General features: G+C 66.3%; 17 protein-coding genes. 4 read left to right on the plus strand and 13 right to left on the minus strand.

Annotated elements, in window-relative coordinates:
• Window positions 1-18 precede the first annotated feature (18 nt).
• From HDC31_RS16670 to HDC31_RS16690, 5 genes are all read right to left on the minus strand, one after another.
• A complete protein-coding gene (locus HDC31_RS16670; protein ID WP_179516368.1) occupies window positions 19-1,965 on the minus strand; it encodes a collagen binding domain-containing protein in 1,947 nt (648 codons plus the stop codon).
• Between the two features lie 50 nt (window positions 1,966-2,015).
• Window positions 2,016-2,438, minus strand: coding sequence for a GNAT family acetyltransferase (locus HDC31_RS16675; protein ID WP_061015202.1), 423 nt, complete (start codon window positions 2,436-2,438; stop codon window positions 2,016-2,018).
• A gap of 35 nt (window positions 2,439-2,473) precedes the next feature.
• Complete coding sequence (locus HDC31_RS16680; protein ID WP_113680657.1) at window positions 2,474-3,124, minus strand: dihydrofolate reductase family protein; 651 nt, start codon at window positions 3,122-3,124, stop codon at window positions 2,474-2,476.
• A 111-nt stretch (window positions 3,125-3,235) separates the two neighbouring features.
• Complete coding sequence (locus HDC31_RS16685) at window positions 3,236-4,291, minus strand: LLM class flavin-dependent oxidoreductase (RefSeq protein WP_046747955.1); 1,056 nt, start codon at window positions 4,289-4,291, stop codon at window positions 3,236-3,238.
• A gap of 28 nt (window positions 4,292-4,319) precedes the next feature.
• Window positions 4,320-5,831: a methyltransferase gene (locus tag HDC31_RS16690; protein ID WP_174799743.1), complete on the minus strand. Its 1,512-nt coding sequence runs from the start codon at window positions 5,829-5,831 to the stop codon at window positions 4,320-4,322.
• Window positions 5,832-5,928: 97 nt separating this feature from the next.
• Here HDC31_RS16690 and HDC31_RS16695 point away from each other — a divergent pair, with 97 nt between their 5' ends.
• The 4 genes from HDC31_RS16695 to trxA all read left to right on the plus strand — a co-directional run bounded on the left by HDC31_RS16695 (window position 5,929) and on the right by trxA (window position 11,249).
• Window positions 5,929-8,151, plus strand: coding sequence for a DUF6049 family protein (locus tag HDC31_RS16695; protein WP_257022280.1), 2,223 nt, complete (start codon window positions 5,929-5,931; stop codon window positions 8,149-8,151).
• On the plus strand, window positions 8,144-9,760 hold the full coding sequence (gene murJ, locus HDC31_RS16700) for a murein biosynthesis integral membrane protein MurJ (RefSeq protein ID WP_113680658.1): 1,617 nt from the start codon (window positions 8,144-8,146) through the stop codon (window positions 9,758-9,760). Before HDC31_RS16695 ends, murJ begins: the two co-directional genes overlap by 8 nt.
• Before the next feature lie 119 nt (window positions 9,761-9,879).
• Window positions 9,880-10,860, plus strand: a complete 981-nt coding sequence (gene trxB / locus HDC31_RS16705) for a thioredoxin-disulfide reductase (RefSeq protein ID WP_046747958.1) — start codon at window positions 9,880-9,882, stop codon at window positions 10,858-10,860.
• Between the two features lie 65 nt (window positions 10,861-10,925).
• On the plus strand, window positions 10,926-11,249 hold the full coding sequence (gene trxA / locus HDC31_RS16710) for a thioredoxin (protein WP_021201395.1): 324 nt from the start codon (window positions 10,926-10,928) through the stop codon (window positions 11,247-11,249).
• Between the two features lie 85 nt (window positions 11,250-11,334).
• On the opposite strand, the gene HDC31_RS16715 is transcribed toward trxA, so the two are convergent.
• The 8 genes from HDC31_RS16715 to yidC form a co-directional block, all read right to left on the minus strand.
• A complete protein-coding gene (locus HDC31_RS16715; RefSeq protein WP_179516369.1) occupies window positions 11,335-11,865 on the minus strand; it encodes a GrpB family protein in 531 nt (176 codons plus the stop codon).
• 1 nt (window position 11,866) lies between these two features.
• A complete protein-coding gene (locus tag HDC31_RS16720; RefSeq protein ID WP_046747959.1) occupies window positions 11,867-12,202 on the minus strand; it encodes a hypothetical protein in 336 nt (111 codons plus the stop codon).
• A gap of 9 nt (window positions 12,203-12,211) precedes the next feature.
• Window positions 12,212-13,660: a sugar porter family MFS transporter gene (locus tag HDC31_RS16725; RefSeq protein WP_208644284.1), complete on the minus strand. Its 1,449-nt coding sequence runs from the start codon at window positions 13,658-13,660 to the stop codon at window positions 12,212-12,214.
• A gap of 60 nt (window positions 13,661-13,720) precedes the next feature.
• Entirely contained in the window at window positions 13,721-14,692 is a 972-nt protein-coding gene (locus HDC31_RS16730; protein ID WP_174799742.1) for a ParB/RepB/Spo0J family partition protein, read from the minus strand.
• Window positions 14,692-15,567, minus strand: a complete 876-nt coding sequence (locus HDC31_RS16735) for a ParA family protein (RefSeq protein ID WP_227751222.1) — start codon at window positions 15,565-15,567, stop codon at window positions 14,692-14,694. Before HDC31_RS16735 ends, HDC31_RS16730 begins: the two co-directional genes overlap by 1 nt.
• Before the next feature lie 1,808 nt (window positions 15,568-17,375).
• On the minus strand, window positions 17,376-17,999 hold the full coding sequence (rsmG, locus tag HDC31_RS16740; protein ID WP_113680662.1) for a 16S rRNA (guanine(527)-N(7))-methyltransferase RsmG: 624 nt from the start codon (window positions 17,997-17,999) through the stop codon (window positions 17,376-17,378).
• Window positions 18,000-18,035: 36 nt separating this feature from the next.
• Entirely contained in the window at window positions 18,036-18,527 is a 492-nt protein-coding gene (locus tag HDC31_RS16745; RefSeq protein WP_113680663.1) for a R3H domain-containing nucleic acid-binding protein, read from the minus strand.
• Window positions 18,524-19,594: a membrane protein insertase YidC gene (gene yidC, locus HDC31_RS16750; protein WP_058630955.1), complete on the minus strand. Its 1,071-nt coding sequence runs from the start codon at window positions 19,592-19,594 to the stop codon at window positions 18,524-18,526. The genes HDC31_RS16745 and yidC overlap by 4 nt, the downstream gene beginning before the upstream one ends.

Genomic DNA, 19,594 nt, shown 5'->3' on the forward strand with positions numbered 1-19,594 from the left:
ACGAAAGCGGGCGCCGCGTTACTTCCGGCCGGCGCGACGGCGGGCGACGACCAGAAGAGTCGCCCCGAGCAGGATCACCGCGGCACCACCTGCCGCCCAGGCGAACGTTTCGGCACCGAGGCCGGTCGCCGGAATGCGACCACTGCCGTTGCTGTTCGAGCTCCCGGTCGACGGCTCGGGTGACGGCGACGGTGACGGTGGGACGACGGCCGCGGCGAGGGTGAAGTCCTGTCCTTCGACGGACTCGCCGACATCGGAGATCATGACGCTGCGGGTTCCCGCCCCGACGATCGTGGTGCCCTCGGGCGCGCGCACGATCAGCTCATAGTTGCCCGGAGGGAGGCTGCCGAGACTGTAGGTGCCGTCGGCACCCGTCGTGAGCTGTGCCGGGACGGGACCGGAGACATCGATCACCACACCTCCGACGGGTTCACCGCCGTCGGTGCGCACCGTGCCGTCGAGCGCCCCCAGCCGGGCGAGGTCGAAGTCCACGCCTGTGACGTCCATCTCCGCGACCGGTGCTGTGCGGCTGAGCGGAGATGTCGCGGCGTAGCCATCGGGCGTCGTCATCGTGACCGTGTAGTTGCCGGCCGGAAGGCGGGGGAACGTGTAGCCTCCATCCGCGCCTGTCACCGTGGTGAGGGTGCCGCCCCCTTGCTGCACGGCCGTGACTGTGACGCCTGGCACACCGCCGCCGTTCCATCGGACGACCCCGCTCAGGCTCGGGTTCGCCTCGATGACGAAGTCGGTGAGTGTGATCAGATCCTCGTTGTCCGCCGGGACCACGAAGCCCGGCGGCGCCGTGTCGACGGCGTACCCGGCTGGAACGGTGATGGTCACCTCCTGCAGCCCATCGAGGACCATGTCGAACAAATATCTGCCGTCGGCGTCGGTGGTCCTGGTCTGTGCGTCGATCGTCACGACGACGCCGGCGATGGGGTTTCCCTCCGTGTCCACCACGCGCCCGGTGACGGGGGACGGCACGATGTCGCGCACCGTGAAGTCGACATCTTCCGCATTGCCGCTGCTGAGGTTCACCGACGTCGTCGTCTCACCGACCGCGATCTTGCCCTGCGGTGCCGTCACACTCACCCGGTAGCCGTCCGTGGCGATGAACCCGGGGAACGAGTAGGTGCCGTCCGGCGCGGTGGTCGTCCTGCCCACAATCGTGCCGTTGCCGTCGGTGAGTGCGAGGGCGACACCGCCCAGCGCCCCGGTGTCCACGTCGACGACCGATCCTCGGATGTCATTCGCAGCCGAGACGAACCACGTCTGGTAGACGGGAAGACCGGATCGCCGGGTGAAGATGAAGCTGAGGGAGCGGATCGGAGTCGACGGCTCGAACCACGCCGCGGATCCGTTGGTGTCGGCAGCTGCCGCGTTCCCGGTGAGGGTGAGGGTCGCGGCATCCCATGTCGGCACGTCGCCGACCGCGCCGGTGCACGCGGGCTTTCCCACGACCCCGGGAGCGCAGTAGTTGAAGAGGTCCCTGAGGCCGATCTCCGCCGCTGTGAGCACGTGCCCGTCAGGAGCGACGGCATGGATCCGCACGCTGTCGGAGTCGATGTCACCCAACGCGAAGGCCCAGCCCGACGTCGGGGTCGGCGCGGCGAACGAATAGGTCGTCGTCGACGGGCTCGTGGCGTTGTCGGCCCTGGGCCGCAAGTTCAGGTACGGCTGATCCCTGCTGGATCCGTACTCGGCTCCGATGGGGGTCCCTTCGGCCAGCCACGTGGATGCACCGGTGATCACGCCGACCTGGCCTGCGCGCGAATCGCTGGTCATGGTGGCGGTGAGTGCAGGGTGGGGTGCCACCTGGACTGTTGTCGTGAAGGCACCTCCAGTGCCCGCGAGCGGTTGCCAAGTGGCCCATGACGTGGTGGCGGCAACAGCGGGGATGGCGCCGACGAGCACGGCGACGAGCCCGATGACTCCGGCGATGATCCCCCTACGACGCAGACGCATGCGGTCAGAGTACTGGTATACCGGATCGTCGAGAAGGGAATTCTCCGCGATCACACGTCGGGGATGAGCCTCTTGCCCAGGTCGACCGTGTCATCGATCTCGTAGCCGAGCCTGCGGTAGAAGTCGACCACCTGCGCGTTGCCGGAACGCACCTGCAGGTTCACCTTCGGGCATCCCAGGTCGCGCAGACGGGCCTCAACGTGGGCCACGAGCTCCCTGCCCACTCCGAGTCCTCGCGCGTCGAGCTGCGTGGCGAGGTAGTTCATCCACCCGCGATGCCCGTCGTAGCCCGCCATGACCGAGCCGAGGATGCGCCCCGTCTCGTCCTCCGCCACGACGAACAGCTCGGGCTGCACCGTCAGCTTCCGGGCGATGTCCTTCCGAGGATCGTTCCACGGCCGCGTGAGCCCCGCCGCCTCCCACAGGGCGACGACGGCATCGGTGTCTTCAGGGTGGAAGGGTCGGATGCGCACCGGTCCAGCCTCCCAGATCCGCCCTGCCGCGCGCGTCAATCCTCTCGGGAGAAGGTGATGTGCGTGACGCCCGACTCCGCGACCTCCGAGGTGACGCGGTAACCGGACTCGAGTCCGCGCAGGTCGTCCCAGAGTCGGAGCCCGTCGCCGATGAGGATCGGGGTGATGCCGACGTGCAGGTCGTCGACCAGCCCCGCGCGCAGATACTCGCGCACGGTCGTGGGTCCTCCACCGATCCGCACGTCCGCTCCGGCGGCCGCCTCGACCGCTTTCTGCAGCGCCTCCTCGGGAGAAGCAGAGAGGAAGTGGAAGCTCGTGCCGTTGGCGAACTCGATCGAAGGCCGCGGGGTGTGGGTCAGCACGAACACCGGGGCGCGGAACGGCGGCTCCTCGCCCCACCAGCCGCGCCAGTCCGGGTCGTCCGGGTTGGCGTGGAGCCCGAACATCCCGGCGCCCATGATCTCGGCGCCGATGTTCTCGAAGTAGTGCGCGGCGTACTTCTCGTCGACGCCTGTCGTTCCCGTCCCGCTGGTGTCGAGGAAGACACGCTCGTGGAACGTGCGCGTGGCCGTGTACGCCGCCGTCAGCCGGCCCCAGTCCTCACCGAAGGGGTTCTCGGGGGTCTGGTCCGTCGTCGTGGCGAAGCCGTCGAGCGAGATGTTGAGATCGACGCGAACACGGGTCATGGTTTGCCTCCGAAGGCATGAAGGGAGGCTGCGTCGATCGGCGCAGCCTCCCCAGCGTCAGTGCTCCAACGCTCCGTGTCAAGCGACTCGTGTCAAGGTCGGCGATCCCGCTCAGACCGGATCGCCCTGGACGGGACCCTCCGTGTTCGGCTTCCACCCGAGCGCCGGAGCCACATGCTTCGCGAACGACTCCAGCACGTGCAGGTTGTACTCGGGTCCGAGCTGGTTCGGGATGGTCAGCATCAGCGTGTCGGCCGCCATCACCGCCTCGTCCTGTCGGAGCTGCTCGATCAGCACGTCGGGTTCTGCCGCGTAGGTCTTGCCGAACGTGGAACGGAATCCGTCGATGATGCCGATCTGATCGGCGTTCTCCTCGCTGCGAAGTCCGAAGTAGGCGCGGTCCATGTCGGACACCAGGGGGAACACGCTGCGGCTGACGGAGACGCGCGGCGTGCCCGTGTGCCCTGCTTCCTTGTAGGCCGAGCGGAAGAGGTCGATCTGCTCGCGCTGCAACTCGTGGAAAGGCTGCCCTGTGGCCTCGGTCACCAGGGTCGAACTCATCATGTTGAGTCCCTTGCGGCCGGTCTCGATCGCCGTCGGGCGTGAACCTGATCCCCACCAGATGTGGTCGCGCAGGGTCGGGGATTGCGGCTCGATCGCGAGGTAGCGGCCGGCACCCACCATGCGGGGATCTCCGGGGGCGATACCTTCGCCGTCGATCGCACGGAGGAACAGGTCGAACTTCTCCCGAGCGATCACGCTGCCCCGCTCGGTGTCCTCCTCGTCGACGTATCCGAAGGTCTCATAGCCGCGCAGAGCCGTCTCGGGTGAACCGCGGCTCACGCCCAGGGCGATGCGGCCGTCGGAGATCAGGTCGAGAGCGGCGGCCTCCTCGGCGAACTGGAACGGGTTCTCGTAGCGCATGTCGATCACGCCCGTCCCGACCTCGATGCGCTTCGTGCGCGCGGCCATGGCGCTCAGCAGGGGCATCGGCGAGGCGGCCTGACGCGCCCAGTGGTGCACGCGCACGTAGGCGCCGTTCACACCGATCTCGTCTGCGCCCTCGGCGATCTCGATGGTCTGCTTCAGCATGTCGCCCGCGGTGCGGGTGGCTGAGCCGGGCACGTCTGCATAGTGCCCGAAGGAGAGGAATCCGAAAGCCTTCATGATCTATTCCAACGCATGTATCCCTCAGCTATTCCCCCGGTACGAGGATGCCGTCCAGCACGAGCGATCTGATGCGGGGCTCGAGTTCGGCCCACAGGTCTGCGAGGGGAACCTCGAAGAGGTCGGCCAGGGCCGAGACGATCTGCACCACGGTGAGGTCGCCGTCGCAGGCCCCGACGAACCCGGCGAGCGCAGGGTCCACGTTCACGGTGCGCGCGAAACCGCCACCCTGTCGCAGTTCGATGACGCTGGGGTCGTCGTTGCCCGGCAGCAGGTGGCGGGCCTCGGTGACATCGGGCGCCGTCAGCAGTGTCGAGGGGATCCCCTCGGCGAGCGCGTCATGCGCGACAAGCCCGGTTCCGAGCGCGGCACCGACGTTCGACACCTGCTGGGAGATCCGCTCCGTGCGCCGGAGTGGAGGGGACGACAGACCTCGACGCATCAGCACGTAACCGAAGCCGATCGAGGTCACGCCGCGGGCGGCGAAATCATCGAGCCAGGCGGTCAGCAACGGAGTGAATGCCGGGTCACGCGGGGTGGTGCCCCCGTCGCGGATCCACAGCTCGGCATACCCCAACGGCGACAGCTCCTCCCGTTCGACGACCCAGAGGTCGAGCTCGCTCGGCACCCAGGCCTCCAGACGGGCGAGACCGGTGACCCCTGCCCGCGACTCCCAGTTGCCGAGCAGCTGCGCGATTCCGTTCCGCGTCAGATGCGCCGGAGCGCTCCGCACGAACTGCTCGACGAGGGCATCGCCCACCAGTCCGCCGTCGCGGTACTCATACGCGGGGACGCCCTCCACCCGCGGTGTGATGACGAACGGCGGATTGGAGACGATCAGATCGAACGCTTCGCCCGCGACGGGGTCGAACATGCTGCCGTGACGGAACTCGATGTTGGTCACCCCGTTGACCCGCGCGTTGAGCTCGGCGAACGCCAGTGCCCTGACCGAGATGTCGGTCGCGACCACCGTGCCGGCACGACGGGCGACGAGGAGCGCCTGGATCCCGCACCCGGTGCCGAGGTCGAGAGCGCGATCGACCTGGATGGGCACGATCGTCTCGGCGAGGGTGCGCGAGGCTCCACCGACGCCGAGCACATGATCGGCGGGGAGAGGGCCGTCGAGGGCGACCTCGTCGAGGTCGCTGGCGATCCACCACTCGCCGACACCCTCGGCATCCACGAAGGACTGCGGACGCAACAGGGCCGTCGGGGTCACCACCTCGGCATCCGCGGTGGCGAGTCCGAGCGCTTGGAGTCCGTCCACTCCGAGGTTCGGCAGCGCGGCGGCGACCGCCGCACGCGGCTGACTCATGCCGAGTACCAGCAGACGGCCGAGGGTGGCCAGGACTCCGGAGTCCTCGGCGATGGCCCGCAGGATCGGCTCGCGCATCCCCCTGGCGAGGGCGTCGTCCGCCTCCTCGCCCCACAGGCGACGGAGAGGTGCGGACCGGAAGTCGGCGGCATCGAGATCAGCGGCCAGCGCGGAGGTGCGAAGAGGGTCTGGGTGAGGTGTGGGGGTGTCGGACACGGCCGTCACTCTACGCGTCTTCAGGGTTCTCCTTCCCTGTGCCTCCTAGAATCAGGAGGTCAGTACTCACGAGCAGCCCCGTTCCGGGCGTTCGAGGAAGACCCTCATGACCGCCATCACCCCCGAGCACGGCCTCCGTGCGCGCCTGCGAAGGCTCGCAGGCGGGACCGCCGTCCTCGCTATCGTGCTGGGCGCCTGCGCGGCCGTCGCACCGAGCACGGCCGTCGCCGCCGGCGGGTCCGCTTCCGACGAGGAAGCGAGCGTCGCCTTCCATGTCTCCGCAGGTCTGCGCGGCCTCGTCGCCCCCGGCTCCTCCACCACGGCGATGCTCACGGTGCAGAACGAGACGGAATCGAAGCTGTCGAGTGGTCAGGTGCAGGTGGAGCTCAGCAGAACTCCCCTGACGGACGAAGCCTCGGTCACGAACTGGCTCGATGAGGGCGAGGCACCGGGCGATTTCGACACGATCGGCTCCGACACGACGGCCGCGCTCGATGCCGGTGCCTCCGGCATGACCACGGTCTTCGTCCCTGCCGAGACCCTCGGCGCCCTCGCCCCCGGTGTCTACCCGCTGCGGGCGGAGCTCACGGGTGCCAAGACGGTGAACACGCCTGAGGATCGTTCGGCGACGGTCGAGGCCACGGCGACCAGCGTGCTCGTCGTCGCCGATTCCCAGACCGCTCAGGTCGGCGTGATGGTCCCGCTCACGGCGACCCCCGACAACGGCGTGCTGTTGAGCGCGGAGGAACTCAGTACTCTCACCGGACCCGAGGGTGCCCTGACCGCTCAGCTCGACGGTGTGGCCGGCACCACTGCGGTGCTCGCCATCGATCCCGCTATTCTCGCCGCAATCCGCGCTCTGGGTTCCGCGGCTCCGGAGACCGCGCGGGACTGGCTCGACCGACTGGAAGCTCTGCCGAACACGCGGTTCGCACTGCAGTTCGGTGATGCGGATGCGACGGCGCAAGCGCAGGCGGGTCTACCCGCATTGCTGCAGCCGACGACGTTGGCGACGTTCCTGAACCCCGCCGACTTTCCGCAGACGCCTGCCACGTCGTCGCCGACGGCGGACTCGACCGCGACACCGGGCCCGACACCCAGCCCGACCGGCACTCCTCAGCTGCCCGACGACGCGGAGCTCACGGCGATCGATGGCGCGCTCCCTCAGATCCTGTGGCCGGACGACGAGCTGCGAGAAGAGGATCTCGACACCTTCGCGAGCTACCTGGGTGAGGGGACGAGCACGATCGTCTCCTCCGCAGCGCTGGGCGGACAGAGCGCCGCGCACGCCACCGTCGGCGGGCACGACCTCCTGGTCACCGACAGCGGCCTGTCGCAGACTCTTTCCCAGGTCGCCGCGGAGGCCGACTCCGTCGATCGTCAACGGCTCCTGGCCGAAGCCGCCGCGCTCCTGACACTGGCTGAGAGCCGCGTCGCGGGTGCCCCGTTGCTGATCGGGCTCGACCGCGACGAGAACCGCAATGCGGACGCGCTGCGCGACGCGATCTCCACGGCCGATTCGATCGGATTCGAACTCTCGGCACTGCGCGCCACCCCGCCCGCATCGGCCGCGCTCACATCGGAAGCCGATCCCGCGCGTGCGGCAGCGGTGACGACCCTCTTGGCCGACGAGGGAACGCTCACCGCCTTCTCGTCGATCCTCGCTGACCCGCAGGTACTGCTGAGCCCTGAACGCATCAGGATCCTCCGGACGCTGTCCGTCGGATCGTCGGCGAAGGCTTTCGCGAAGAAGGTCGAAGAGCACCAGAAGCGCACCTCGGAGACGCTCGCCGCCGTGAGCATCCCCCCGTCGAGCACGATCCAACTGCTCACCGCAAACGCTGATCTGCCGATCGCCGTGCGCAACGACCTGCCGTGGCCGGTGACGGTGCAGTTGTTCGTCTCCCCCACCGACCCTCGACTCGAGGTGAAGCCGGTGACGGAGACGGTCGTCGAGGCGAACTCCACCAAGCGCGTCAAGGTCCCGGTGTCCGCACGGGTCGGCAGCGGCGAGGTCGACCTGCGCCTCAGCCTCTACAGCCCCACCGGCGTGCAGATCCAGGATCAGCAGAAGATCAGGGTAGCTGTACGAGCGGAGTGGGAGACCATCGGCCTCATCGTCTTCGGGGGCCTCGCCGCACTCCTCATCGTGCTCGGCGTGATCCGCACCGTCCGCCGCAAGCGCCGCGAGGCCGCCGAGGAGGCGGCTGTGGAAGCAGAGATCGAGTCATTGGAAGAGGACGCCGTGAACGCCCGACCGGATGGGACACCGAGCAACGGCACGTCATCGGCCCACGACACGTCCTCGACCCCGGATACGAATGAGTAGCCTCGGCCGGGCGAGCGCCATCATCGGCGCCGGCACCCTCGTCTCACGCGTCACCGGGCTCCTGCGCAGCATCGTCCTCGTCGCGGTCATTGGCGCTGTCGGCTCGGGTCCGGCCGACGCCTTCGCTTTCGCGAACACACTTCCGAACAGCGTGTTCTCCCTCATCTCCGTCGGGATCCTCACGGCGGTCATCGTCCCGCAGATCGTCAAAGCCACGGCGGATGCGGATGGCGGGAACGCCTTCATCTCGAAGCTCTTCACCCTGGGCACGGTCGTCCTCGTCGCGGTGACAGCCATCGCGACGGCCGCGGCACCGTGGCTGGTGGCGATCGTGGCCGGCACGGCGCCCCCTTCCGTCCAGGCGATGGCGACAGCGCTCGCGTACTGGTGTCTCCCGCAGATCCTCTTCTACGGCCTGTACGCACTTCTCGGCGAGGCACTCAATGCCCGTCGCATCTTCGGTCCGTTCACGTGGGCCCCCGTCATCAACAACATCGTCTCGATCATCGGGTTCGTTCTCATCGGCGCTCTCTTCGCGCCCGTTCCGACCAGGGCGGCGGACTGGACGCCCGAGATGATCAACGCGCTCGGTGGAATCGCCACCGGTGGAATCGTGCTCCAGGCCGTTGTGCTGCTGCTGTTCTGGCGACGAACGGGCCTCTCACTCAAGCCGGATTTCCAGTGGCGCGGTGTCGGCCTCGGCAACGTCGGGCGTCTGGCTGGATGGACGTTCCTCATGGCCTTCGCGAGCCTCGCAGCGGGGATCGTGCAAGGGCGGATCGTGGCCGCGGCATCTGGCGTAGGCTCTTCCGCGGCCGTGACGGGGAACGCGTGGCTGATCTTCATGCTCCCGTACTCCATCATCGTCCTGTCCATCGGTACGCCGTACTTCACGCAGATCAGCGAGCACGCAGCCGCAGCGCGCCATGACGAGGTGCGCGCTGACATCTCCCGCAGCATCCGCACGCTGCTCTTCTTCATCGTCGCTGCGGTCGCGGCGGTGGCTGCCGCAGCGATCCCCGCGTCCCGCGTGTTCACGAAGACCGCCGGCGATGCACAGGCTGCTGCCCTCGTGCTGTTGTGCTATCTGATCGGGCTCATCCCGCTCACGATCCTCTTCATCGTCCAGCGGACGTTCTACGCGTACGACGACACACGTACGCCGTTCTGGTTCACCATCTTCCAGTGCGCCCTCATCGTCGGGACCGCCCTCGCCGCATGGGCCTTCCTGCAGGCGGGCGCCCTGCAGCTCACCGAGCTCGCCGCGGCTGTGGCGCTCGGGCAATCGATCGCCAGCACTCTGCAGACGATCGTCGCCACGTGGTTGCTTCACAAGAAGATCGGCGGACTCCACGTCGGATCGTGGGTGCTCTCCATCCTGCGGTTCTCGGTCGCCGGCGTCCCCGCAGGCCTCGCGGGATGGGGCACCTTCCTGCTCCTCGGAGGAACGACGGGCTGGGCCACGTCGAGCGTCATCTCAGGAACTCTCGCAACCGCGATCATCGGCCTCGTCGTGGTGGTCGTCTACGTCGCGATCCTCGCCGTGATGCGCGCCCCCGAGCTCAAGGCCGGCACTGCTCTCGTCCGCCGGTTCCTCCCCGGGCGCTGATCCACCCACCCAGACCGCTCCGCGGCCTGCGCCCCACCCTGCGCAGGGAATGCCTCGCAGTTACCATGGGTTGAAGCATTCGAAGGTCATTCGACTGCAGTTTCTAAGACGGAGATCACATGCGTCAGGTCATCATCATCGGCTCCGGCCCCGCCGGATTCACGGCTGCCATCTACGCGGCCAGGGCGAACCTCAAGCCGCTGCTCATCGCGAGCTCCGTCGAGGTCGGCGGAGAGCTGATGAACACCACCGAGGTCGAGAACTACCCCGGCTTCCCCGAAGGGATCCAGGGACCTGAGCTCATGGCCAAGTTCCAGGAGCAGGCGGAGAAGTTCGGCACCGAGGTCGTCTACGACGATGTCACCGAACTCCAGCTCGAGGGGCCCGTCAAGAAGGTCATCCTCGGCAGCGGTGCGGAGCACGAGACGCAGTCCCTCATCTACGCGACCGGCTCGGCGTACCGCAAGCTCGACATCGCCGGCGAAGAGCGCCTCTCCGGCTACGGCGTCTCCTGGTGCGCCACGTGCGACGGATTCTTCTTCCGCGAGAAGACGATCGCCGTCGTCGGCGGTGGCGACTCCGCCATGGAAGAGGCCACGTTCCTCACCCGCTTCGCAGACAAGGTCTACGTGATCCACCGCAAGGACACCCTGCGGGCCTCGAAGATCATGCAGGAGCGCGCCTTCGCGAACGAGAAGATCGAGTTCGTGTGGAACAGCGAGGTCGCCGAGGTCCTCGGAGGCGACTCCGTGACCGGTGTGCAGCTGCGTTCCACGGTCGACGGCACGCTCAGCGACCTCCCGCTCGACGGGCTCTTCATCGCGATCGGCAACGACCCGCGCACGCACCTCGTGCACGACAAGCTCGAGCTCACGCCGGAAGGCACCATCTGGGTCGACGGCCGCTCGTCGAAGACGTCGGTTCCGGGAGTCTTCGCTGCCGGTGACGTGATCGACCCCACCTACCGTCAGGCCATCACGGCGGCCGGCTCCGGCACGGTCGCTGCTCTCGACGCGGAGCACTTCCTGGCCGACCTCGAAGACCCTTCCGTGGAGGTTCCGGCCGCCGAGGCCGCGGAGATCCTCACCGCCACCGCGTAGGGGCGGGAACACTTTTCCCTCGCCCGCTGTTGTAGCAGGCGAACCTCGAATCAAGGAGAACTCTGATGAGTGCAAAGGCTACGAGCCAGGCGACCTGGGAGCAGGACGTTCTGCAGGCCGACGGTCCCGTGCTGGTGGACTTCTGGGCCGAGTGGTGTGGTCCGTGTCGTATGGTCGCACCGGTCCTGGACGAGATCCAGGCGGACAACCCCGACAAGATCACCATCCTCAAGCTCAACGTCGACGAGAACCCTGAGCTGGCGATGAAGTACCAGATCACGTCGATCCCGGCGATGAAGGTCTTCCACGGCGGTGAGGTCAAGACGACCATCATCGGCGCGAAGCCCAAGTTCGCGCTGGAGAAGGACCTGGCCGCGTTCATCGGCTGAGTCCCCCGAGACGAAGGGCCGCACCTCCCGGGGAGGTACGGCCCTTTCTCGTGTCCGCCCCGAGTCGTCCCGCGGACCGCTCTGGTCAGTCTTTGTCGTACACGGAGACCGACGGCAGCCCGCGAGCAGCACGTGCACGGTCGACGAGGAGCTGAACCACCGCGGTCTTCCCCGCGTTGTACGACTCGTCTCCCCTGCGCGAGGCGTCAACCGCAGCGTGCTTCGCCCGCTCGTAGAGCCGGGCATCCTCCGGATTCTGCAACAGCCAGTCGCGAAGGATGCGCTGGTTCACCTGATCCCAATCGGCGGCTTCGAAGAAGTGGGCGATTCGCGTGCGTACACCGTTCTCTTCGATGATCATCACCCGATGGCTTCGCACACTGCTCCCGACCGCCCATCCTGCGGCCTCGAGCCCAGGTCGATGCAGCTCGAGGTCTTCGTCATCGGCGATGCGCACCGCGACGTCGATGATCGGCTTCGCGCTCATCCCGGGGATCGCCGTGGATCCGACGTGTTCGACGAGCCAGTCCGGATTCCCATGCCTGCGCAGTTCCGCCGCGACATGTACGAAGGTCTCCGACCACGTCGGGTCGTGCGGAACGAGCACGACCTCCACGTCAGGAGGCGTCGGCGACGGTCGGGTCCCAGCGGCGATGGCGCTGCTTCTCGTCGAGGAGGCCCCAGACGGCCGATGTGAGCTCCGGGTACTCCAGGGCGATCTGCCGCAGCACCCGGTAGTGCCTGGCCGCATTGGGGCGCACACCGTCGTTCGCATTGATGTTGTCGGCGCGCAGCAGGTAGACGACGAGTTCGTCGACGCTCGGGAGCTCCTCCATGAACTCCCACGGATCCTCTCCGCCGAGAAGCCGCTCCTGGATGAGGACCGCGAGTTCGTCCGACGCTTCGGCGCGCAACACCTCCAGGCTGGCGCGGCGCTGTACGGACTCGGTCATACTCCCAGCCTACGTCGGCTGCGGACCCCGCCGGCGCTCCACCTTCATGTTCTCCGTCATGTCCTCGAGCTCCTTGCCCTTGGTCTCCGGCACCTTGAAGAACACGAAGAAGAACGACAGGAGCGCGAAGAACGCGTAGAACCCGTAGGCGAACGTGAGGCCGATCTCGGCGAAGGCCGGGAAGGTGGTGGAGATGAAGAAGTTGGCGACCCACTGTGCCGCTGCGGCCACCGCGAGGGCTCCGGCTCTGATGGAGTTCGGGAAGATCTCGCCGAGCAGAACCCAGACCAGCGGCCCCCAGCTCGCACCGAAGAACACCACGAATCCGTTCGCACAGACCAGGGCGATCGTGGCCCACGGGTCGGGGAGCGTCGCCGTCCCCTGCGCATCCAGTGTGCCGAACGAGAAGGCCACTGCCATGAGGCCGAGCGTCACGGTCATGCCGACCGAGCCCACCAGCAGCATGATCCGGCGACCGACCTTGTCGACGAGCAGGATCGCCACGATCGTGACCACGATGTTCGTGACCGAGGTGATGACGGAGGTCAGGAGAGCACTGGACTCATCGAAGCCCACCGACTGCCAGAGCGTCGTCGAGTAGTAGAAGATGACGTTGATACCGACGAACTGCTGGAAAACGGACAGCAGGATGCCGATCCAGACGATGGGCTTCAGCCCCAGGCGATTACCACGCAGATCACGCAACGATTCCGAGCGCTCCGTGTTGATCGTGCCGGTGATCTCCTCGATCTTGCCCTGGACATCGACCGTGCCGGTGACGGTCTCCAGCACGTCTGCCGCCCGTTTCAGCTCGCCCTTGCGCACCAGATAGCGCGGAGATTCCGGGAGTCGCAGCGAGACCAGTCCGTAGACCAGCGCAGGGATCGCGGCGACCATGAACATCCAGCGCCAGGCGGTGAGTCCCCACAGCGGCTGGTCCGCCGCGCCGGCGATGCCTGCGAGCAGCGCATCGGAGAGCAGCGCGGCGAAGATACCGGTGACGATCGCCAGCTGCTGCAGCGAGCCCAGGCGACCTCTGATCGCTGCGGGTGACACCTCGGCGATGTACGCCGGCGCGATCACGGAGGCGGCTCCGACACCCAGTCCCCCGATCACCCGCCAGATGATGAGGTCGACGACGCTGAAGGCGAGACCGGATCCGATCGCCGAGATGAAGAACATGGTGGCTGCGACCACCATCACGGGGATGCGTCCGTACTTGTTGGAGACGGGGCCGGCGAACCAGGCGCCCACGGCACATCCGATGAGGGCTGACGACACGGCGAAGCCCTTGAGCGCAGTACCGAGGTCGAATCCGGACACATCGCCCGCGAGCGCGTCGACCGCGCCGTTGATCACAGCCGTGTCGAATCCGAAGAGGAATCCACCTAACGCGGCGGCGATGCTGACCGCGATCACACGGCGTTTGATGGCTGCTGGACCGGCTGTTCTTGACATGACATCCCCCTCGTCGTCACGATGACGCGAGTCTAGGCTAGCGCTGCCGCTGGCGGGACCTCACTTCGACGAGCCGTAACCGCCTTCTCCGAGCTCCTCGAGAATCCGATTGAGATCCTGGATGGAAGCGAAATCGATAGTGACCTGCCCTTTTCGCGCTCCCAGTGCGATCTTCACACGCGTGTTGAGACGGTCGCCGAGCTTGCCGGCCACCTCATCCAGATACGCGCGTCGCGCACCCGGGGTCGGCTTCGCGGACGACCCGGCACGGGGCTGTGCCTTCGCCGCTTCCTCCGTCGCGCGCACCGAGAGGTCTTCATTCACGACCTTGTCCGCAAGGCGCTGCATCGACTCCGGTGTCTCGAGACTCAGGATCGCTCGCGCGTGCCCGGCAGTGAGCACTCCGGCAGCCACCCGCTGCTGCACCGGGACGGGGAGCTTCAGCAGTCGAATCGTGTTGCTGATCTGCGGGCGGGAACGGCCGATGCGCGTGGCCAGTTCCTCCTGGGTGATTCCGAAGTCGTCGAGCAGCTGCTGGTATGCAGAGGCCTCTTCGAGCGGGTTCAGCTCTGAACGGTGGAGGTTCTCCAGCAGGGCGTCGCGCAGCAGATCCTCGTCTGCGGTGTCACGGACGATCGCGGGGATGACGTCGAGGCCGGCCTCGCGCGCGGCGCGCGTGCGGCGCTCCCCCATGATGAGCTCGTACTCGCCATCGGCGTTCTTTCGAACCACGACGGGCTGCAGCACCCCGAACTCGCGGACGCTGTGCACCAGCTCTGCGAGATCCTCGGGGTCGAAGTGCGTCCGAGGCTGACGCGGATTCGCGACGATGCTGTTCGGGTCGACCTGGACCAGATGAATGCCGGGGACATTCTCGAGCTCCGGCGCCTCGGCATCGGCCACGGGAGCCGCCTCGGTGCTCGTCTGTCGCAGGCTCGCGCCCGGGAAGAAGACATCGACGGGACGTTCCGACTGATCCGCCGTGGGGATGAGGGCACCGATGCCCCGGCCCAGTCCAGTGCGCTTCGCCATCATTTCTCCTTGCTCTGCGTCGCTCTGCGCGACGCGATCTCAACAGCGGCCTCACGGTATGCGATCGCGCCGGCGGATTGGGCGTCGTAGGCGATCACGGTCTGGCCGAAACTCGGGGCCTCGGATACCCGTACGGATCGAGGGATCACGGTCTCCAGCACCTGCTCGGGGAAATGCGTCCGCACTTCCTCCGCGACCTGTTGTGCCAGACGGGTACGCCCATCAAACATCGTCAGCAGGATCGTCGAGAGGTGGAGCACCGGGTTCAGGTGCTTCTGGATCATCTGAATGCTGCCGAGCAGTTGGCTCAATCCTTCCAGTGCGTAGTACTCGCACTGGATGGGGATGAAAACCTCTGTCGCGGCGGTGAAGGCGTTGATCGTGAGCAGGCCCAGGGAGGGTGGGCAGTCGATGATGACGAAGTCCATCGGGTGCTCTGCGAGGTACACGTCGAGCGCGCGACGAAGACGATGCTCTCGAGCGACCTGCGCGACCAGCTCGATCTCCGCCCCCGCGAGGTGGATCGTGCTCGGTGCGCAGAAGAGGTTGGGATCCTCCGGGCTCTGCTGCACGATGTCTGCCAGCGGAAGCTCGTCGATCAGCACGTCGTAGACACTGGAGACCTCAGCACTGTGGGGTACTCCCAGGGCTGTGGATGCGTTTCCCTGCGGGTCGAGGTCGATGACCAGCACCTTCCCGCCCATCCCCGCCAGTGCGGAAGCGATGTTCACGGCGGTGGTGGTCTTTCCCACGCCACCCTTCTGGTTCGACACCGTGAGAACGCGGGTTTCGCCGGTGAACTCCACGGCAACCCCTTCGAGTGCGCGCCTGCGGGCGGAGAGGTCAGCGAGTTCCCGCGCAAGCGGCGTGTCCATCCCGAACGATTCGCTCGAGGATGTCTTCTCGGATGGTTTCACGTGAAACATCCACTCCTTTCGGGGCCGCGTTCCACTCTAATCGCAAGCAGAGACGTTCGATGACGAGAGCACTGTCGCAGCTCGAGCGAAGCACGTCGGGGTCCTCGTTCCCGCGGCCAGTCTCCGCCAGACCGGCTTCTCGCGCTCCGCTCCCCGCATCGCTTGGCGGATGTTTCACGTGAAACAGTGCGCACTGTGGCGATGATGACGACAGCTAGCCTGCCGGGCTGCCCTCTCCCGGTGCTGGCGGGTACAGCGCACCCCACTTGCAGGAGTCTCCACAGTAGACGGAGTGTGCCGGGGCCGTCAGATGGAATCGCCGACAGAGTGACGAGCTTCGCTGCGCTCGGCACCGCCACGCCGGTCATGTTTCGGTGTCACCACCCACTGACCCAGACGGGGGTGGTCCTCACGCCTCTGGCCGGCCACGGCGAGGAACTCCCCCCTGCGCTGCGCCACGCATGTGGTTTCAGACGTCCCTGTGTCGGCAGAGCCGGCGGGCGCCGTCCGACTCGCAGCACCAACAACTTCTATCCCCCGGGTGCCTGTGACACTCCGTCTATCCTCAGGCGCTTCCGGCGCACGTCGAGATCTGTTCTCTACTGCACAGAGGATGACTCAGCCCACTCTCTTCGACCAAAGGGCCGTCACACGCGGTCTGGTCTGGATGTTTCACGTGAAACACCGTCGACCGGCGAAACCACGAAGCCGTCGTATGCCATCCGCCGGGCAGCAACCAGGAGCTTCTCACCGCCGGCTGCCTGCGACACTCCGTCTGTTGTCAGGGACCGGACGCGCGACAGAGGATGACTCAGCCCACTCTCCTCGACCAGAGGGCCGGCATAGGTGGTCCGGTCTGCATGTTTCACGTGAAACACCGTCGAGAGGCAAGACCATGAAGCCGTCGTAGGCCATCCACCGAGCAGCCACCAGGAGCTTCTCACCGCCGGCTGCCTGCGACACTCCGTCTAGTCTCAGGGACTTGGGCGCGCGACAGATCTGTTCTCTACCGCGCAGAGCAAGCCCCCTCTTCGACGGAGAGGGCTTCATCAGCGGTCCGATCTGCATGTTTCACGTGAAACACGGTAGAAGAGCAACATTATGAAGCCGCCACCCTTCGATGTCGGGATTCACTTGAACCTAGTCCGGACGATTCCCGGCCACCGAGCTCTCACGTGGACCGCCCCATCATGCGGGGTTAGCGCAACCCGAACGCCCCGGGTCTATGCCAGGGCTTCACGTCAGGGGTGTTGTGCCTCGAATGTCGCGCCGCGGATGTCACGGGGCTACACGCCAAATGTCCGAGTCGACAACTCTCCTCCCAGGACGCCGCGCGCCCGGAACTCCCCCTCTTTGGCGTACCCGTTTCACGTGAAACACCGCGTACGCGGACGGCACCAGAGCCATCACGACGCAGCGCACGAGCATGCCTGGCTAGTGGTGCTCACGAGACGTAGTGCGCAACCATTCGAGCGACATGATGCCGATGGCGATGGCGATGGCGATGGCGATGTGTCCTAACTGGGGAGCTGCGGCGATAGGGCCTCCCCTCCCGGCGAACATCGCGCTGCGTGCGGCGCGCGACTCCGCTTTCAGATGGGCAGTAGGTCTCGTCGAGATCGTGATAGCCCTGGTTGGTCGCGCGCGGAGCGAGGCATTACGGGCGCCAACGCACGGAGACGGTGGATGCCCGAGCGATGAGACCCTGCCGATGAACACGAAGGCGGATGTTTCACGTGAAACATCCGCCTTCGATGAAGACGTGACTAGCGGACGCGCGCGCGAATCACCCGAGTCGTCTCGGGGATGACTCCCTCACCCAGCACCTCGACGCGAACGTCCGAGAGGCGGAACTTCTTGATCTGCTTCTGTGCGGCATCGATCTCGTTCGCTGCATTCATGCCTTTGAGCAGAGTGAGCTCGCCACCGTCACGAACCAGCGGTGCGGTCAGCGGAATCAAGGTACGGAGCGCACTCACCGCACGAGCAGTGACCACATCGAAGCCCTCCGGAGGACGTACGTCCTCCGCGCGAGCTCGCAGCACCACGACGTTGGACAGATCCAGCGCCTCCACCTGCTCGTTGAGCCAGATGACCCGTCGTTCCATCGGCTCGATCAGCGTCCACTGCACATCAGGACGCGCGATCGCGAGCACGAGCCCCGGTAGGCCCGCCCCCGAACCGATATCCGCCACCGAACCGTGGAACAGCGGAGCGGCGATCGCACTGTTGAGGATGTGTCTCGTCCACAGGCGCGGGAGCTCGAGGGGACCGATGAGGCCGCGCTCCTCCCCCTCGCGGGAAAGAGCAGCCGTGAAGGCACGCGCCACGTCGATACGATCCCCGAAGAGGCTGGCAGCGGAGGAGGGCTCCTGCTCGAGATCACTCATGAGCGTCCCCGTTCGACCGATGTTTCACGTGAAACGTCAGCGTCGGCGCAGGACCGTGTGACGGTCAGCACCCTCGCCGTAGGACTCGGAGACCAGGCCCCGCTCGGCGGCGATGTCATGGACGAGCTTGCGCTCATAGCTCGACATCGAGGGCAGAGATGCCTGGGAGGAACCCTCGTCGAGTTTGGCAGCCGCGGCGTCGACCAGGGTCTCCAGCTGGCGACGACGCGTGTCGCGCGAGCCTGCGATGTCGAGGATCAGTCTTGAGAAGGAACCGGTCTTGCTCTGCACCGCGAGACGAGTCAGCTCCTGCAGAGCCTGTACGGTGTCCGGAGCGGAGAGCAACGCCAGCGCATCGCCCTCAGCCTCGACGGAGACGTATGCCCGACCCTGCCGCACATCCAGGTTCAGATCACCATCGATGTCCGCGATGTCGAGAAGCTCCTCGAGGTAGTCCGCCGCGACGTCTCCCTCGTTCTCGAGCTGGGCCACAGTCGGCTCGGTGTTGTCGGTCATGGTCTCGCTCATGAACCGCTCCCCTTCTTCTTCGCACGCTTCTTTCCGACCGGCTGCTGACGCTTCGGTGCTTCTGCCTTCGCCTTCTCGGCCTCTTCGAGCAGACGCTGCTGCTCAGCCTCGTAGGCAGCCATCGGAACGACCTTGCCGGAGGAATCGATCGCCTTGCCCTTGCGTGCAAGACGCTCCTCGCGTGCCTTGGCAGCTTCGGAACCGGGAGTGGGCATCTCGCGGATGACGAGGAACTGCTGACCCATGGTCCAGAGGTTCGAGATGAACCAGTACACGACGACGCCGAGCGGGAAGAAGACACCCGAGAAGATGAAGCCCAGCGGCAACACGTACAGCATGATCTTCTGCATCTGGTACGCCTGGCCGGTCTTGGCCTCGGGCGACAGGTTCTTGGAGATGATCTGCAGCTGCGTGAAGAACTGCGACCCGATCATGAGCACCACGAGCGTGACCAGGATGATGATGGCCGTCGTGTTCTGCGCATCGATCGCGTTACCCAGCGTCTCGTGCAGCGACGCCACACCGAACAGCTTCGCGTCGTAGAACTCCTTCGTCAGCTCCGGGCTGAGGAGACCGACACCACCGATGTTGTCTCGAGCGTGCTTGCTGACATCGCTCAGCACGCTGTAGAGCGAGAAGAAGATCGGCATCTGCACCAGAAGCGGCAGACAGCTCGACATCGGTGTCGTACCGTGCTTCTTGTACAGCGCCATGGTCTCGCGGCTCATGGCCTCACGAGAGAGTTGATCCTTCTTGCCGCGGTACTTCTCCTGAACTTTTCGCAGTTCAGGAGCGATTTCCATCATCTTGCGCTGGCTCTTGATCTGCTTGACGAACAGCGGAATGAGAGCAGCACGGACGACGATCACGAGCCCGACGATCGACAGCACCCAGGTGATGCCGGAGGCCGCGGGCAGACCGACAGCCGTCAGCAGCCAGTGCCAGGCAACGAGGATCAGCTCGACCACCCACTTGAGCGGCCACAGGATGGTGCCGATCAGATCGAAGCCACCCCCCGCCGGTTGAGGGCTGGGAGTCGCGCTGGCGAGCAGAAGGTCAAGACCCAC

Source organism: Microbacterium sp. JAI119 (assembly GCF_013410135.1).
Lineage (GTDB): Bacteria > Actinomycetota > Actinomycetes > Actinomycetales > Microbacteriaceae > Microbacterium > Microbacterium oxydans.

Bases quoted from the DNA above. Each gene is read 5' to 3' on its own strand.
- trxB (WP_046747958.1), top strand. From the start codon at position 9,880: ATGCGTCAGGTCATCATCATCGGCTCCGGCCCCGCCGGATTCACGGCT.
- HDC31_RS16725 (WP_208644284.1), bottom strand. From the start codon at position 13,660: ATGTCAAGAACAGCCGGTCCAGCAGCCATCAAACGCCGTGTGATCGCG.
- HDC31_RS16695 (WP_257022280.1), top strand. From the start codon at position 5,929: ATGACCGCCATCACCCCCGAGCACGGCCTCCGTGCGCGCCTGCGAAGG.
- HDC31_RS16745 (WP_113680663.1), bottom strand. From the start codon at position 18,527: ATGAGCGAGACCATGACCGACAACACCGAGCCGACTGTGGCCCAGCTC.
- HDC31_RS16680 (WP_113680657.1), bottom strand. From the start codon at position 3,124: ATGACCCGTGTTCGCGTCGATCTCAACATCTCGCTCGACGGCTTCGCC.
- HDC31_RS16720 (WP_046747959.1), bottom strand. From the start codon at position 12,202: ATGACCGAGTCCGTACAGCGCCGCGCCAGCCTGGAGGTGTTGCGCGCC.
- murJ (WP_113680658.1), top strand. From the start codon at position 8,144: ATGAGTAGCCTCGGCCGGGCGAGCGCCATCATCGGCGCCGGCACCCTC.
- trxA (WP_021201395.1), top strand. From the start codon at position 10,926: ATGAGTGCAAAGGCTACGAGCCAGGCGACCTGGGAGCAGGACGTTCTG.
- rsmG (WP_113680662.1), bottom strand. From the start codon at position 17,999: ATGAGTGATCTCGAGCAGGAGCCCTCCTCCGCTGCCAGCCTCTTCGGG.
- HDC31_RS16670 (WP_179516368.1), bottom strand. From the start codon at position 1,965: ATGCGTCTGCGTCGTAGGGGGATCATCGCCGGAGTCATCGGGCTCGTC.
- HDC31_RS16735 (WP_227751222.1), bottom strand. From the start codon at position 15,567: ATGGACACGCCGCTTGCGCGGGAACTCGCTGACCTCTCCGCCCGCAGG.
- HDC31_RS16730 (WP_174799742.1), bottom strand. From the start codon at position 14,692: ATGGCGAAGCGCACTGGACTGGGCCGGGGCATCGGTGCCCTCATCCCC.
- HDC31_RS16685 (WP_046747955.1), bottom strand. From the start codon at position 4,291: ATGAAGGCTTTCGGATTCCTCTCCTTCGGGCACTATGCAGACGTGCCC.